Source organism: Tepidimonas sp. (genome assembly GCF_029335975.1).
In the GTDB taxonomy this organism is placed as follows: Bacteria; Pseudomonadota; Gammaproteobacteria; order Burkholderiales; family Burkholderiaceae_C; genus Tepidimonas.
Genome location: NZ_JARJMT020000040.1, coordinates 1 through 14,197 on the forward strand (window position 1 = coordinate 1; position 14,197 = coordinate 14,197).

Consider the following 14,197-nt stretch of genomic DNA (forward strand, 5'->3'; position numbering starts at 1 on the left):
CTTTTGCGCAAACCAGGCTTTGCTAGAGGCGTCGGCAAACTTTTTGAATTGCCAGCTCACACTGCCCATGTAAGTCGGGCTGCCCATGACGATGGCGTCGGCTGCGTCGAGTAGCTCCCAGCCACCTTCGGGCAGGTTGCCGTCGGCATCGATGGCCAGCAGTTGGGCGCCTGCGCCTTCGGCGACGGCCTGCGCCATCCGCTGGGTATGGCCGTAGCCCGAATGGTAGATGACGATGATGTGAGGCATGAGAAGACTCCTTCAGGTCGATGGTCAGCCTCCCGGCGGGAGGAACTGGGCGATCACCCGGGGGCGATCGGAACTATGTGGTGCCCGCGCGCAATCGTCTGCGCGCCAGATCGAACAGCAACACCTCGGCGTCCTCGCCCTCGGTGAGGGTGACGACCGCTTCGTCGGCGACCATAGCCGCATCGCCGCGGCCAGCACCCATGCGCTGCACCTCACCGGCGCGGATGGTCTCGACATGGCCCATGCTGTCGCGGTGCGCCAACTCGCCTCCCGACACATAGGTCAGAATCTCCATATCCCGATGCCCATGCATGGCACAGCCCGACCCCGGCATGATGACGTGTTTGTTGATCACATGCAACGGCCCCCAACCCGTGTAGCGGGGATCGAAATCGCCGGCAAACGAAAACGAATGGTGGGTCCGCAGCCAACCATGGTTGGCCTAGCCTCGCTCTTGACTGGCACGCTTGATAAGCATCACAGACTCCCGGTGGAGTGGACGATCGGTGAACTGTAGGGTGATTGGAGCGCACTCACAGCCCATATCGTTTGAAAATGACGTTCAAATATTTCCAATATCAAACATCCGATGCAGCTCCGAGTCCAGACCCCGACCACTCACGCCGCGCGAGCCGCCCGTGGCCCACAGCATCTTGCCTTGCTGGCGAGCATCGCCCGCTGCGGCAGCTTTGCCGCAGCCGCCCGCGAACTGGGCCTGGTCCCGAGTGCGCTCACCTACCGCGTGCGGCAGATCGAGGACGCACTGGACGTGCTGCTGTTCGACCGGCGCGCGCGCCGCGCCCAGCCCACCCCCGCTGGCGAAGAGCTGCTGCGCGCCAGCGAACACCTGCTGCGGGAGTGGGACGCCGTGGCGCAACGCGTGCGCCGCGTTGCGACGGGGTGGGAGTCGGAGCTGACCATCGCCGCCGATGCCGTGATCGACCCACGCACCCTGCTGGAGCTGTGCGAGGCCTTCTATGCGCTGGGTGCACCCACCCGCTTGCGGCTGCGCAGCGAAACGCTGTCGGGCACGCTGGAGGCGCTGCTGACGGGCCAGGCGGACCTGGCGCTGGGCGTGGCGTTGGACCGGCCTGCGGGCGGCGACGTGCGGATGGAGTTGCTGGGCGAGGTGGCCTTCTGGTTCGTCGTGGCACCCCGCCATCCGCTCGCCGATGCGCCCGAGCCGCTGACGCCACAGCTGATTCGGGAGCACCGCATCGTCGCGGTGGCCGACTCCGCCCCACGCGGCGGGCTGACCTTCGGGCTGCTGCCCGGCCAAGATGTGCTGACCGTGCCCACCATGCAGATGAAGCTGGAAGCCCAACTGCGCGCCCTGGGGTGCGGCTGGCTGCCCCAGCCCCTGGTGCAACCGTATCTGGATGCAGGCCAACTGGTCCTGCGCCAGACCACGCTGCCGCCGCGCACCGCGCACACAGCCTACGCCTGGCGCCCCGGGCCGTCCCGACGGGGCGCCAGCCACCCGGTGGGCCCGGCGCTGCAGTGGTGGCTGCAACGGCTGGCCGAACCCGTCACCCGCGAGGCCCTGCTGATGCGCCGACCGCGAGGCCAACCGAGGGGTCCACTGCCCTGGCCAGCCGCCCGCAGCAGCCCCACGGTCTGCTAGATTGCGCCTCATCTCTCCATCCGAAAGCCTGCCATGCCCCGCCGCCATGCTGCACCATCCCCTCCGCCGCGCGCTCGACGTCTGCGGCGCCCCTCCTCCGCCTCTGCGCCGGCGGCCCCGGCCCACGCCGCGCCGCGGCATGTGGGGGTGGTGGGAGCGGGGATCGCCGGCATCACAGCGGCGCGCGCGCTGGCGCAGGCGGGCTGGCGGGTGACGGTGTTCGAAAAAAGCCGGGGCGCCGGCGGGCGCATGGCCACGCGCCGCACCCCCTTCGGTGGCTTTGACCACGGCGCGCAGTTCTTCACCGTGCGCGACGCGCGCTTTCGGCTCGCCCTCGACGCCACCGGCGCGCCCGTGGCCCCGTGGGACGCCAGCCTGGTGCGGGTGCTCGACGATCTGGGCCACCACATCGTCGCTGCACCCCTGACGCGCGAGACGCACTGGGTCGCCACCCCGGGGATGAGTGCGCTGGTCAAGGCCTGGGCCGAACCACTGGCGGATAGCCCGTCCGGGCGGTGCCACTGGGAATCCCGCGTGGTGCGGCTGGAGCCGGACGCCATCGCCCCAGCGCATTGGCAAATCCGAGTCGAAGGTCCGGACGACACCCCCGCTGTGCACAGCGGCTTCGACGCCGTGCTGCTCGCCATCCCCGCACCGCAGGCGCTGGAGCTCCTGCGCACCAGCGGTCTGGCCGCGGACTGGCAGGCACGCCTGGCGCACGAGGTCGTCATGGCCCCCTGCTGGACATTGATGGCGGCCTGGCCCCAGGCCATGCAGCCCGGGCTGGACGGCCTGGGGCCGCGCTGGCACGCCGCCCGCAGTGAGAACCACCGCATCGCCTGGGTAGCGCGCGAGCCCAGCAAACCGGGACGCGACCCCGGGGAGCGCTGGGTGGTGCAGGCCAGCCCGGCGTGGTCGGCCGAGCATCTGGAGGACGATCCCGACCGCATCACCGCCAAGCTGCTCAAGGGCTTTGCGGAGATCACCGGCATCCACGCCAGCCCCAGCCATGCCGTCGTGCACCGCTGGCGGTATGCGCAGACCCAGCGGCCCCTGGGCGAGCCCTGCCTGTGGGATGCCCGACGCGGGCTGGGCCTGTGCGGCGATTGGTGCCTGGGGCACCGGGTGGAGAGCGCATTCCTGTCCGGGCTGGAACTGGCACTCACCGTCTTGGAGAGCTGAGGGTGCGGCCCAGCACGGCCTATCGCGGACGCTTTGCCCCCTCGCCCACGGGTCTGCTGCACGCCGGCTCGCTGGTCGCGGCCCTGGCCAGTTGGCTGGACGCACGCGCCCACGGCGGCACCTGGCTGGTGCGCATCGAAGACGTGGACCGGCCGCGTTGTGTGGCAGGGGCGGATGTGGCCATTCTCGAGCAGCTGCGCGCCTGCGGCCTGACACCAGACGAACCCGTGTGGTGGCAGTCCCAGCGGCAGGCCGCCTACGCGCACGCGCTGCAGCGCCTGATCGACGCGGGATGGGCCTATCCCTGCGCCTGCACGCGACAGGACATCGAGGCCGCCTGGCTCGCCCGCGGGGTGCCGCGCGAACGCCACAGCGCCCGCCCCTACCCCGGCACCTGCCGGCCGGAGCAGGGCGGCCTGCGTGGCCGCGCGCCGCGCGCCTGGCGGCTGCATGTCGGACGGGTGATCGCCGACCGGGGCCTGCCGGCGCCCTTGCCTTGGCAGGACCGGCGGCTGGGCCCCCAAACCCAGGATGTCGAAACGGCCGTGGGCGACTTCGTGCTCAAACGCGCCGACGGTCAGTGGGCCTATCAGCTCGCAGTGGTGGTCGATGACGCCGCACAGGGCATCACCGACGTGGTGCGGGGCGAGGACTTGGCCGACAACACCCCGCGCCAGATCGTGCTGCAACGCGCGCTGGGCGTGCCGACGCCACGCTATCTGCACACCCCGCTGGTGCGGGGCGACAACGGCGAGAAACTATCGAAGCAAAACGGCGCGCAGGCGCTGGATCTGCGCGACCCCCTGGCCGCACTCGCAGCCGCTGCGGCCGCCCTCGGGCTGCCGGGGCCAGCGGCCTCGGGCGTCCCGCACAGCCTGCAGGGCTGGATCGATGCGTGGCGGCAGCGCTCTCTACAATTCGGGCCGTGACCGAATCTCCCACTCTCCCTGCTGCCTGCGTGGCCCCGCCCGGGGTGGCCCACCCCAAGACCATCCGCAGCTTCGTGCTGCGGGCCGGCCGCACCACCACCGGCCAGGCCAAGGCCCTGCAGACGCTGGGGCCCCGCTATTTGCTGCCTTATGCCCCAGCGCCGCTGGATGCAGACGCGGCCTTCGGCCGGCGCGCGCCGCTGGTGCTGGAGATCGGCTTCGGCATGGGTGAGGCCACGGCCCACATTGCGCGCCTGCGGCCGGACGACAATTTTTTGTGCTGCGAGGTGCACGAGCCTGGGGTGGGTGCTTTGCTCAAGCGCATCGGTGAGCAAGGCATCGACAACATCCGCATCGTGCAGCACGACGCGGTGGAGGTCCTCAGTCACATGCTGTCGGAAGCATCGCTCGACGGCGTGCATATCTTCTTCCCCGACCCGTGGCACAAAAAACGCCACCACAAGCGCCGCCTGATCCAGCCACCGTTCGTCGCGCTGCTGGCCAGCCGGCTCAAGCCCGGCGGCTATGTGCACTGCGCCACCGACTGGCAGCCCTATGCCGAGCAAATGCTGGCCGTGCTGTCGGCCGAGCCGCGGCTGCTCAACAGCAACACCGATCCGGTACGGGCCGGCTATGCGCCACGCCCCGACTACCGCCCCTTGACCAAGTTCGAGCAACGCGGCCTGCGCCTGGGCCATGGCGTGTGGGACCTGGTCTTCGTGCGTCGCCATGGATGACGCACGGATTTGGAACGAGCTGACCGCCCTGGCCGAGCGCGCCGTGGGCCTGTCGGACCCCAACCCGCGCGTGGCCTGCCGCCTGGTGTTGCCCGACGGCCGCGCCTTCGACGGCCACACCCAGGCCGCGGGCCAAGCCCACGCCGAGGTGATGGCGCTGCGCGCCGCCCAGGCCGCCGGTGCCGATGTGCGCGGCGCAACCGCCTATGTCACGCTGGAGCCTTGTAGCCACCACGGGCGCACACCCCCGTGCTGCGATGCGCTGATCGCAGCGGGCGTAGCGCGGGTGGTCGTGGCGGCGGTGGACCCCAATCCCCGCGTCGCGGGCGCCGGCTTGCATCGTCTGCGCGCCGCCGGGGTGGCAGTCAATCTGCTGCCCGACGACCATCCGGCCGCGCGGGCCACGCGCGAGCTCAACATCGGCTTTTGGCAGCGCATGCGTCACGGCCGTCCCTGGGTGCGCATGAAAGTGACGGCTTCGCTGGACGGCACCACCGCACTCCCCAACGGTGTCAGCCAATGGATCACCAGCGAAACCGCGCGGGCCGATGGCCACGCCTGGCGGCGCCGGGCCGGTGCGCTGCTCACCGGCATCGGTACCGTGCGCAGCGACGACCCGCGGCTGGACGTGCGGCATGTGCCCACGGCCCGGCAGCCGCTGCGCGTGGTGCTCGACTCGGCGCTGGAGATCGACCCCGCGGCGCGCATCCTGCAACCGCCGGGGGCGGTGATCGTCTACACCGCCAGCGACCCGGCCAGCGCCGCAACCCAGGCCGGCAAGCGGGCGGCGCTGGCGGCGCTGGGCGTGACCGTGGTGGACCGTCCCGGCCCGCCCAAAACGCCAGGCGGGCCAGCCAATGTGGATCTGGCGGCGGTGCTGGCCGATCTGGCCGCGCGCGAGGTCAACGAGCTGCACATCGAATCCGGGGCCAAACTCAATGCCTCGTGGTGGCGCGCGGGGCTGGTGGACGAGTTGCTGTTGTATCTGGCACCGCGCCTGCTGGGCAAAGGCGTCGGCTTGACCGACCTGGGGCCACTGACGCGGCTGCAGGACGGCTGGCCCCTGACCTTCATCTCGGTACAGCCGGTGGGGCCCGACCTGCGCGTACTGGCGCGCGTGCCGGGCCGCACCCCGTTTTGACGACCGTTCCCTGCGATGGCCCGGCTGCCCAAGAACGCGGACATTCCCATGCGCGACGGGGTATCGCCCAGTTGCGTGGCGCTGCCCCGGCTGCGCCACAGCCCCTGGCCGACGATACTGGACTTCCTGGCAGAACGGATGCCGCGCATCAGCCTCGACGAATGGGCGCAGCGCATGGACAGCGGCGAGGTGCTGGACGACGACGGACAGCCGCTGCCCCCGCATACCCCTTACCGCCACGGCGCACGGGTGTACTACTGGCGCACCCTGCCCCAAGAGCCCGATATCCCTTTTGAGGCCCAGGTGCTGTTCCGCGACGAACACCTGCTCGTGGCCGACAAGCCCCACTTCCTACCCGTGACGCCCAGTGGCCGCTACGTGCGGCAGAGCCTGCTGGTGCGCCTCAAGCACGCGCTGAACCTGCCGGACTTGAGCCCCCTGCACCGCATCGACCGCGAAACCGCCGGCCTGGTGGTGTTCAGCCTGCGCCCGCAAGACCGCGACGCCTACCAACGCCTGTTCCGGGAACGGCGCGTGCACAAAACCTACGAAGCCATCGCCCCGGCCGTCGCGTACCGGCGCTGGCCGTTGACCCGGCGCAGCCACATTCTGGAATGCGAAGCGGCGTTTTACAAAATGCGCGAGGCCGCCCCGCACGAAGGGCGCCCACCCAACAGCGAAACCCATATCGACTGTATCGAGCAGCGCGGCCCGTGGGCGCTGTACCGCCTGCACCCAGTGACGGGACGGCGCCACCAACTGCGCGTGCACATGCAAGGGTTGGGTCTGCCCATCGTGGGCGACCAGTTCTACCCCTTGGTGCGCCGCCAGCCGGACGAGCCGGAAGATTTCGCTACCCCGCTGCGCCTGCTGGCCCGCGCCATCGCCTTCGACGACCCACTCACGGGCGAACACCGGTGCTTCATTAGCCAGCGCCAGCTCGACTGGCCCGCGACGTCATAACCAATGCAGCCGCGCGATCACTCCGCCGCACTCGGGCTCCAGAGTCATGGCGTGACGAAACACATTACACTGGCGCAGCTTTTGGGGGAGTAGCCGCCCGCTGCCTTCGCGGGGCCACGATCAACACACTTGCCGCCCACCGGCATGGCCGTGGCAACTCACGAGTCTGGCAATACCCGTGGCCGTCGTCCCTCGGTTTCGGGCTGGGAGGGCTGCGTCCATGGAACCGCTGCCAGCCCCAGGATGCCTCATGGAAGCTTTTCTCACCTCCACCGGCCTGGTGGCCCTCGCCGAAATCGGCGACAAGACGCAACTCCTGGCCCTGCTGCTGGCCGCCCGCTTTCGCAAGCCGTGGCCCATCGCATGGGGCATCTTCGCGGCCACACTGGCCAACCATGCACTGGCCGGCGGCATCGGCCTCTTACTGGCGCGCTGGCTCACCGACGACGTGCTGCGCTGGGTGCTGGGCATCGGCTTTCTGGCCATGGCGGCCTGGATGCTCATCCCCGACCGGCTCGATGACGACGCACCCTCGGTACGCAGCCGCTGGGGTGTGTTTGGCACCACCTGCGTGGTGTTCTTCCTGGCCGAAATGGGCGACAAGACCCAGGTGGCCACCGTCGCCCTGGCAGCCCGTTTCCAGGACTGGCTGGCCGTGGTAGCGGGCACCACGCTGGGCATGATGATCGCCAATGCGCCGGCCGTCTGGCTCGGCGACCGCATGGCACACCGCCTGCCCGTGCGCGCCATCCACTGGGGCGCGGCAGCCCTACTCGCGGCGCTGGGGCTTTGGGCTTTGCTGGATTGGTAAGCCCGTTGTTGAGCCACAACGGGATTTCACGGGCCCGCTAGGAACCGGGCGGGTCACACCCGCTCGGCCACCCAGGCTGCCACCGACTCCAGCGCCAGCGGCAAGGCCTCCGGGTTGTTGCCGCCGGCCATGGCCATGTCGGGCTTGCCACCGCCCTTGCCGCCCACCTGCTGCGCCACCGCATTGACCAGCTCGCCTGCCTTCAGTCCCCGGGCCACCGCGTCGGGGGTCACCCCCGCGGCCAGCTGCACCTTGCCGGCCTCCACGCTGGCCAGCACCACCACGGCGTGGCCCAGCTTGTCCTTGAGCTTGTCCACCGTTTCGCGCAGGGTCTTGGCATCGGCACCGTCCAGGCGCGCGGCCAGCACGCGAATGCCTTTGACCTCCTGCGCCTGTGTGACCAGCTCGTCGCCCTGAGCCGACGCCAGCCGGCCCTTGAGTGCGGCCACTTCCTTCTCGAGGGTGCGGATCTGCTCCAGCGACTGGCCGATGCGAGCCACCAGGTCGGACACTGGCGCTTTGAGCGCGGCAGCGGCCTCGTGCACCTGGGCTTCGAGCCCTTGCAGGTACGCCAGCGCGTTCTCGCCCGTGACGGCCTCCACGCGCCGCACGCCAGCCGCCACCCCGCTTTCGGCGACGATCTTGAACAGGCCGATGTCCCCCGTGCGCCGCACATGCGTGCCGCCGCACAGCTCGCGGCTGCTGCCGATGTCGAGCACGCGCACGGTCTCGCCGTACTTCTCGCCAAACAGCATCATCGCGCCCGCCGATTGGGCGGACTCCAGATCCATGACGCGCACCTGGGTGTCGGTGTTGGCCAGAATCTCGGCGTTGACGCGCGCCTCGATCGCGCGGATCTGCACCGCGGTCACAGGCGCGTTGTGGGCAAAATCGAAGCGTGTGCGCTCGGCATTCACCAACGAGCCCTTTTGCTGCACATGCTCGCCCAGCACCTCGCGCAGCGCCTTGTGCAGCAGATGGGTGGCGGAGTGATTGCGCATCGTCGCTGCGCGCCGCGCCAGATCCACCTGCGCCTGCACATGGTCGCCCACCGCCAGCGTGCCCTGCTCCAGCGTGCCGTGGTGACCATGCACATCCGCCTTGATTTTCTGGGTATCGGTAACAGCAAAACGCGCCGATCCGCTGACGATAACGCCCGCGTCGCCGACCTGACCGCCGCTTTCGGCATAGAAGGGCGTGGTGTCCAGCACCACGACACCGCTTTGGCCGTGCTTGAGTTCCGCCACCGGCGTGCCCTCGACATACAGCGCCACGACCTTGGCCGGGGCCTGCAGCGACTCGTAGCCGACGAAGGCATTCGACGGGCCGACATAGTCCAGTACGCGGTCCATCTTGAATTTGCCCGCGGCACGCGCTTGCGCCTTTTGGCGCTCCATCGCCGCCTCGAAGCCCGCCACATCCACTCTCACCCCGCGCTCGCGGCAAACATCGCTGGTCAGGTCCAGGGGAAAGCCGTAGGTGTCATGCAGCTTGAACGCCACATCGCCCGGCAGCGTCCCTTGGCCACTGGCCAGGGCACCGTCCAGGATCTCCATACCGTGGGCCAGCGTCTCGAAGAAGCGCTCCTCCTCCGCCTGCAGCACCGCCATCACCCGCTGCGCGTTGGCGGCCAGGTTGGGATAGGCCTCGCCCATCTGCACCACCAGGTCCGGCACCAGCTTGTGGAAGAAAGGCGCCGTGCAGCCCAGTTTGTAGCCGTGGCGAATGGCGCGGCGGATGATGCGCCGCTGCACATAGCCGCGCCCCTCGTTGCCAGGGATGACACCGTCGGCCACCAGGAAGGCGGTGGCACGGATGTGGTCGGCAATGACGCGCAGACTGGGACTGGCCAGGTCAGAGGTGCCGGTGACACGCGCGGCCGCGGCGATCAGCGTGCGGAACAAATCGATCTCGTAATTGCTGTGCACGCCTTGCAAAATGGCGGCCAGCCGCTCCAGCCCCATGCCGGTGTCCACGCAGGGCGCCGGCAGCGGCCGCACCGTGCCGTCCGGCTGCATATCGAACTGCATGAACACGTTGTTCCAGATCTCGATGTAGCGGTCACCGTCGGCGTCGGGGCTGCCGGGCGGGCCACCAGGCACCTCGGGCCCGTGGTCGTAGAAGATCTCTGAGCACGGGCCGCACGGGCCGGTGTCGGCCATCATCCAGAAGTTGTCACTTTGGTACTTGGCGCCCTTGTTGTCGCCGATGCGCACCACGCGCTCGGGCGGCAGGCCGATCTCCTGGGTCCAGATATCGTAGGACTCATCATCCTCGTGATAGACCGTCGCCCACAGGCGGTCAGGCGGCAGACGGAACACGCCAGTCAACAGCTCCCACGACCACTTCAGGCTCTCGCGTTTGAAATAGTCGCCGAACGACCAGTTGCCCAGCATCTCGAAGAAGGTGTGGTGGCGCGCGGTGTAGCCGACGTTTTCCAGATCGTTGTGCTTGCCGCCGGCGCGCAGGCACGCCTGCACCGACGCCGCGCGCACATACGGGCGCTTGTCGGTGCCGAGGAAGACGTCCTTGAACTGCACCATGCCGCTGTTGGTGAACATCAGCGTCGGGTCGTTGGCCGGGATCAGCGGGCTGGAGGGCACCACCGTGTGCCCACGCTGGGCAAAGAAGTCCAAAAACGTGCGCCGAATGTCGGCGACAGAAAAAAACGGGCGGTCGGCGGCTTGGCTCATGTCGGTGGGAAGCGTTGGGCTAACCTGCCATTTTACGGGGCGGCAACAGCTGCAGTGCTGGCCCTCGGGGCGCTGACGGGATAATGACTGCCATGCGACTCAATCTGATCCTGGCCCGCGCCGCCAACGGCGTCATCGGCTGCACCCGAGACGGCCACCCCGCCCTGCCCTGGCACCTGCCGGAGGATCTGGCGCACTTTCGCCGCCTGACGCAGGGCTGCCCGGTCATCATGGGGCGCACGACATGGGCGTCGCTGCCGCCGCGCTTTCGCCCGCTGCCCGGGCGCGTCAACCTGGTATTGACGCGTGATGCGGCGCGCGCTGCGGAGCTGGCCGCCGCCGGCGCGGTGCCGCTCGACGGCCTCGAGGCGGCGCTGGCACACTGCCGCACGCTGCATGGACCGCACGGGCAGCCCCCCGCAGAGGTGTGGGTGATCGGCGGTGCGCAGGTGTATGCGCAGGCCGAGCCCCTGGCGCGGCGCGCCATCATCACCGAGATCGCGCGCGCCTTCGACGGCGACGCCTTCGCGCCGACGTTCGGCCCCGGCTGGCACGAGACGGCGCGCGAGCCGCATGTCAGCGCCAGCGGGCTTGCCTTTGCTTTCGTGACCTATGAGCGCAATTGACAGGTGACGGCATCACGCCTTGGGCGGTGGGCGCAGGTAGCGCTCGTCGGACCAGGTGGCCAGCCACTGCGGGGCAAATGCCACGAACACCGCCGCAAACAGCCCCGTCAGGAACGCATCGCCCCACGCCATCAGCCAACGCGCCACCAGTGCCTCGTGCACGGTGACACCGTCCATCAGGTGGTGGATACCCTCGTACAACACACCAGAGATGAACAGCGCAACCGCAGTGCCGATGAAACCGCGCCCAAGCGTGTAGATGAACACATTGGGTGGCAGCCAGCGCCGCAGCGCCCAGCCGATGAGCAAGGCCAGCGTCGCCGGCACCAGCCCGACCCAAACCCATTGCGACAACACCGCCTCCCAGCCTGCCTGGCCCAGCAGCCACACGGCAACCGCCACAGCCGCCAACACCGGCACCGCCAACGGCCAGCCCAACATCAACACCAGCAAACTGGCCCCGGAAAACTGCACCGCCATGCCCTGCGGCAAATGCTGCGGCAACAACCAAAACCAGGGCAACAAGGCCACTGACGCCAGCGTGGGCGTGAGCAATGGGCCGCCGAGCAGCCGCCACGGCCGCACGGCCAGTGCGGCCACCAGCGCAAGCCCCGTCAGCAGGAGTTCAATCGTAACCACAGCCACCGCATCGTACGCTGCCAAACGTTTGCGGGGCTTGCGCTGGATCAATACTCCCAGTCAATACCCCGAGTCGCGCCGACGGGTCCGGACCGAGATCACAAGCCGGGCAACCCGCCGGGAAGGCCCTTCATACCGCCCAGGCGCTTCATCATCTTCATCAGGCCGCCGCCCTTCATCTTCTTCATCATCGCCTGCATCTGCTCGAACTCTTTGAGCAGGCGATTGACTTCTTGCACCTGCACGCCGGCGCCGGCGGCGATGCGGCGCTTGCGGCTGGCCTTGATGAGCTCGGGCTTGCGCCGCTCCTCAGGCGTCATCGCACAGATGATGCCTTCTTTGCGGCGAATATCCTTCTCGGCGCGGTCGAGGTCGGCCTCGCCAGCCTTGGCCGCCAACTGCGTGGGCAGCTTGTCGAGCAGGCTGGACAGCCCCCCCATTTTTTTCATCTGCCGGATCTGCTCGAGGAAGTCCTCCAGGTCGAAGCCACCACTCTTGACCTTGGCGGCGAGCTTTTGCGCCTGCTGCAGATCGACCCCGGCGGTAACCTGCTCCACCAGCGCCACGATGTCGCCCATGCCGAGGATGCGCCCGGCGTGGCGCTCGGCGTCGAACAGCTCCAGCCCGTCGAGCTTTTCACTGACGCCGGCAAACTTGATCGGCGCGCCGGTGACCGCGCGCACCGACAGCGCTGCGCCGCCGCGCGAATCGCCGTCGAGCTTGGTCAGCACGATACCGGTCAGCGGCAGCGCCTCTTTGAATGCGCGCGCCGTGTTGACCGCGTCCTGCCCCTGCATCGCATCGACGACGAACAGCGTCTCGACAGGCTTGAGCTCGGCGTGCAGCGCACGGATTTCCTGCATCATCGCTTCGTCGATCGCCAGCCGGCCAGCGGTATCGACGATCAGCACGTCGACGTAATGCTTGCGTGCGTAGTCCAGCGCCGCGCGCGCGATGTCCAGCGGCTGCTGGTCTGGCGAGCTCGGGAACCACTCTGCCCCGACCTGTTGGGTCACCGTGCGCAGCTGCTCGATCGCCGCTGGGCGGTACACGTCGCCGCTGACGGTCAGCACCTTCTTCTTGCGCCGCTCGATCAGCCACTTGGCCAACTTGGCAGTGGTGGTGGTCTTGCCGGCGCCCTGCAGGCCGGCCATGAGGATGACCGCTGGCGGTTGCGTGGCCAGATTCACGTCGGCCACGCCCTGGCCCATCATGGCGGCGAGTTCCCGGTGGATGATGCCCACCAGCGCCTGCCCCGGGGTCAGCGAGCCGACCACCTCTTGCCCCAACGCCTTGTCTTTGACACGGGCAATGAAGTCGCGCACCACCGGCAGTGCCACATCGGCCTCGAGCAGCGCCAGGCGCACCTCGCGCAGCATGTCTTGGACGTTGTCCTCGGTGATGCGGGCCTGTCCGCGGATCTGCTTGACCAGGCGCGACAGTTTTTCGGTAAGGGCGGATGCCATGGCGGGGCTTCGTTACACTAAGGGTATGATTGTACCGATCAGCCCTTGGTGGACGGCTGCGCCCGCACTGGGCGCAGCGCTGGGCTACGCCGCGCTGGCTGCGGGCGCAGCCCGGCTGGGGCGCCTTGCGATTGCTTGGCTGACACTCGGCACGGTCATGCTGCATGGTCTGGCGTTGGTGGCGGCCTTCTCGGCCACACCGGTGCGCTTCGGCTTTGCGCTCACCTTGTCGGTCACGGCCTGGTTGGTGCTGGCCATCTACGCGGTCGAGACGCGGCTGTATCCCCAGCTCCGCAGCCGCTGGACGCTCGCGGGCTTGGGGGTCCCCGCCGTGTTGCTGTCGCTGGTCTTTCCCGGCACGGTCTATCCGGCGCTGGCGTCACCGTGGCTGCCGCTGCACTGGGCGCTGGGCTTTGCCTCCTATGGCCTGCTGGGCGCGGCCGTGGCTCACGGCTGGATGATGCAGCGCACCGAACAGGCCATCCGGCGCGGAGACACTCCGCATGCCGCGTTGCCGCTGCTGGCGCTGGAGCGGCTGACGTTTCGCTTCGTCACTGGCGCCTTCGTGCTGTTGACGCTGACACTGTTGGCGGGGTGGTATTTCACCGAGTTGCTGCAACCAGCAGCGGGTTGGATCACCCACAAAACCGTCTTTACCGCGCTGTCGTGGGTGGTGCTGGCGGTGCTGCTGTGGGGCCGCCGGCGTTGGGGCTGGCGCGGCCGCCTGGCGGTGCGCATGCTGTACACGGCGGGGGGGCTGCTGCTGCTCGGCTACGTCGGCTCGCACTTCGTGCTCGAGGTCATCCTGCGCCGCGGCGGCTGACCCCACCGCGCCCGATTCCATGTTCAAGTGGCTGCTCGTCATCGCTGTCGTCGTGCTGGGGTATGTCTGGTGGCGACACCAACGCCATCAGGCCATGCACGACCGCGCTGCCGAACGCGCGCGCCACGCCGCTGGCCGCCCCACCCCGAGCCAGCCTGACACCATGGTCCGTTGCCGCCACTGCGGCGTGCATGTGCCAGCCGCCGACGCGGTGCGTGGCGGACTCGGGCCCTATTGCTGCGATGAACACCGCCACCTCGCCGAAGGTTGAGGATCCCGACGGCCCACCCTTTGCCCCGTCGTGGTACACGCCG

General features: G+C 68.9%; 15 protein-coding genes. 10 read left to right on the forward strand and 5 right to left on the reverse strand.

The genetic code is table 11. From position 1 onward, the window contains the following. Together P3W97_RS02165 and P3W97_RS02170 are read right to left on the reverse strand one after the other, a co-directional pair. The coding region (locus tag P3W97_RS02165; RefSeq protein WP_300843362.1) for a flavodoxin domain-containing protein at positions 1-249 on the reverse strand (249 nt) is incomplete at its 3' end. 73 nt (positions 250-322) lie between these two features. Continuing rightward, positions 323-676: a pirin family protein gene (locus P3W97_RS02170; protein WP_367184582.1), complete on the reverse strand. Its 354-nt coding sequence runs from the start codon at positions 674-676 to the stop codon at positions 323-325. A 231-nt stretch (positions 677-907) separates the two neighbouring features. Here P3W97_RS02170 and P3W97_RS02175 point away from each other — a divergent pair, with 231 nt between their 5' ends. The 7 genes from P3W97_RS02175 (at position 908) to P3W97_RS02205 (ending at position 7,636) form a co-directional block, all read left to right on the forward strand. After that, positions 908-1,873 carry a LysR family transcriptional regulator gene (locus P3W97_RS02175; RefSeq protein ID WP_300843365.1) on the forward strand — a complete coding sequence of 322 codons (966 nt, stop codon included), beginning with the start codon at positions 908-910 and terminating at the stop codon, positions 1,871-1,873. A 33-nt stretch (positions 1,874-1,906) separates the two neighbouring features. Beyond that, positions 1,907-3,055, forward strand: a complete 1,149-nt coding sequence (locus tag P3W97_RS02180) for an FAD-dependent oxidoreductase (RefSeq protein ID WP_300843367.1) — start codon at positions 1,907-1,909, stop codon at positions 3,053-3,055. 2 nt (positions 3,056-3,057) lie between these two features. After that, a complete protein-coding gene (gene gluQRS, locus P3W97_RS02185; protein ID WP_300843370.1) occupies positions 3,058-3,984 on the forward strand; it encodes a tRNA glutamyl-Q(34) synthetase GluQRS in 927 nt (308 codons plus the stop codon). Beyond that, positions 3,972-4,721: a tRNA (guanosine(46)-N7)-methyltransferase TrmB gene (gene trmB, locus P3W97_RS02190; protein WP_300843390.1), complete on the forward strand. Its 750-nt coding sequence runs from the start codon at positions 3,972-3,974 to the stop codon at positions 4,719-4,721. Before gluQRS ends, trmB begins: the two co-directional genes overlap by 13 nt. Beyond that, a complete protein-coding gene (ribD, locus tag P3W97_RS02195) occupies positions 4,714-5,862 on the forward strand; it encodes a bifunctional diaminohydroxyphosphoribosylaminopyrimidine deaminase/5-amino-6-(5-phosphoribosylamino)uracil reductase RibD (RefSeq protein ID WP_300843372.1) in 1,149 nt (382 codons plus the stop codon). Before trmB ends, ribD begins: the two co-directional genes overlap by 8 nt. Positions 5,863-5,877: 15 nt before the next feature. After that, positions 5,878-6,825, forward strand: a complete 948-nt coding sequence (locus tag P3W97_RS02200) for a pseudouridine synthase (protein ID WP_300843374.1) — start codon at positions 5,878-5,880, stop codon at positions 6,823-6,825. A 250-nt stretch (positions 6,826-7,075) separates the two neighbouring features. Further along, positions 7,076-7,636: a TMEM165/GDT1 family protein gene (locus tag P3W97_RS02205; protein ID WP_300843376.1), complete on the forward strand. Its 561-nt coding sequence runs from the start codon at positions 7,076-7,078 to the stop codon at positions 7,634-7,636. 53 nt (positions 7,637-7,689) lie between these two features. Here the strand turns inward: P3W97_RS02205 and alaS are convergent, their stop codons facing one another. After that, entirely contained in the window at positions 7,690-10,329 is a 2,640-nt protein-coding gene (gene alaS / locus P3W97_RS02210; RefSeq protein ID WP_300843377.1) for an alanine--tRNA ligase, read from the reverse strand. A gap of 92 nt (positions 10,330-10,421) precedes the next feature. On the opposite strand from alaS, the gene P3W97_RS02215 reads away from it, so the two are divergent. Further along, positions 10,422-10,955, forward strand: coding sequence for a dihydrofolate reductase (locus tag P3W97_RS02215; RefSeq protein ID WP_300843379.1), 534 nt, complete (start codon positions 10,422-10,424; stop codon positions 10,953-10,955). Positions 10,956-10,967: 12 nt separating this feature from the next. On the opposite strand, the gene P3W97_RS02220 is transcribed toward P3W97_RS02215, so the two are convergent. Next, positions 10,968-11,594 carry a hypothetical protein gene (locus P3W97_RS02220; RefSeq protein WP_300843381.1) on the reverse strand — a complete coding sequence of 209 codons (627 nt, stop codon included), beginning with the start codon at positions 11,592-11,594 and terminating at the stop codon, positions 10,968-10,970. Positions 11,595-11,692: 98 nt separating this feature from the next. Then, the gene (gene ffh / locus P3W97_RS02225; RefSeq protein WP_300843383.1) at positions 11,693-13,060 is read right to left on the reverse strand and encodes a signal recognition particle protein; all 1,368 of its coding nucleotides are present in this window, start codon (positions 13,058-13,060) and stop codon (positions 11,693-11,695) included. 25 nt (positions 13,061-13,085) lie between these two features. Between ffh and P3W97_RS02230 the strand changes: the two genes are divergently transcribed. Continuing rightward, positions 13,086-13,883 (forward strand): inner membrane protein YpjD, encoded by a 798-nt coding sequence (locus tag P3W97_RS02230; protein WP_300843385.1) that lies wholly within the window; start codon positions 13,086-13,088, stop codon positions 13,881-13,883. Between the two features lie 19 nt (positions 13,884-13,902). Beyond that, entirely contained in the window at positions 13,903-14,154 is a 252-nt protein-coding gene (locus P3W97_RS02235; RefSeq protein ID WP_300843386.1) for a PP0621 family protein, read from the forward strand. Positions 14,155-14,197: the final 43 nt, after the last annotated feature.

Excerpts from the sequence above, each read along its gene's own strand:
- P3W97_RS02230 (WP_300843385.1), top strand. The coding sequence starts at position 13,086 with ATGATTGTACCGATCAGCCCTTGGTGGACGGCTGCGCCCGCACTGGGC.
- ribD (WP_300843372.1), top strand. The coding sequence starts at position 4,714 with ATGGATGACGCACGGATTTGGAACGAGCTGACCGCCCTGGCCGAGCGC.
- P3W97_RS02200 (WP_300843374.1), top strand. The coding sequence starts at position 5,878 with ATGGCCCGGCTGCCCAAGAACGCGGACATTCCCATGCGCGACGGGGTA.
- ffh (WP_300843383.1), bottom strand. The coding sequence starts at position 13,060 with ATGGCATCCGCCCTTACCGAAAAACTGTCGCGCCTGGTCAAGCAGATC.
- P3W97_RS02235 (WP_300843386.1), top strand. The coding sequence starts at position 13,903 with ATGTTCAAGTGGCTGCTCGTCATCGCTGTCGTCGTGCTGGGGTATGTC.
- P3W97_RS02205 (WP_300843376.1), top strand. The coding sequence starts at position 7,076 with ATGGAAGCTTTTCTCACCTCCACCGGCCTGGTGGCCCTCGCCGAAATC.
- alaS (WP_300843377.1), bottom strand. The coding sequence starts at position 10,329 with ATGAGCCAAGCCGCCGACCGCCCGTTTTTTTCTGTCGCCGACATTCGG.
- P3W97_RS02215 (WP_300843379.1), top strand. The coding sequence starts at position 10,422 with ATGCGACTCAATCTGATCCTGGCCCGCGCCGCCAACGGCGTCATCGGC.
- P3W97_RS02180 (WP_300843367.1), top strand. The coding sequence starts at position 1,907 with ATGCCCCGCCGCCATGCTGCACCATCCCCTCCGCCGCGCGCTCGACGT.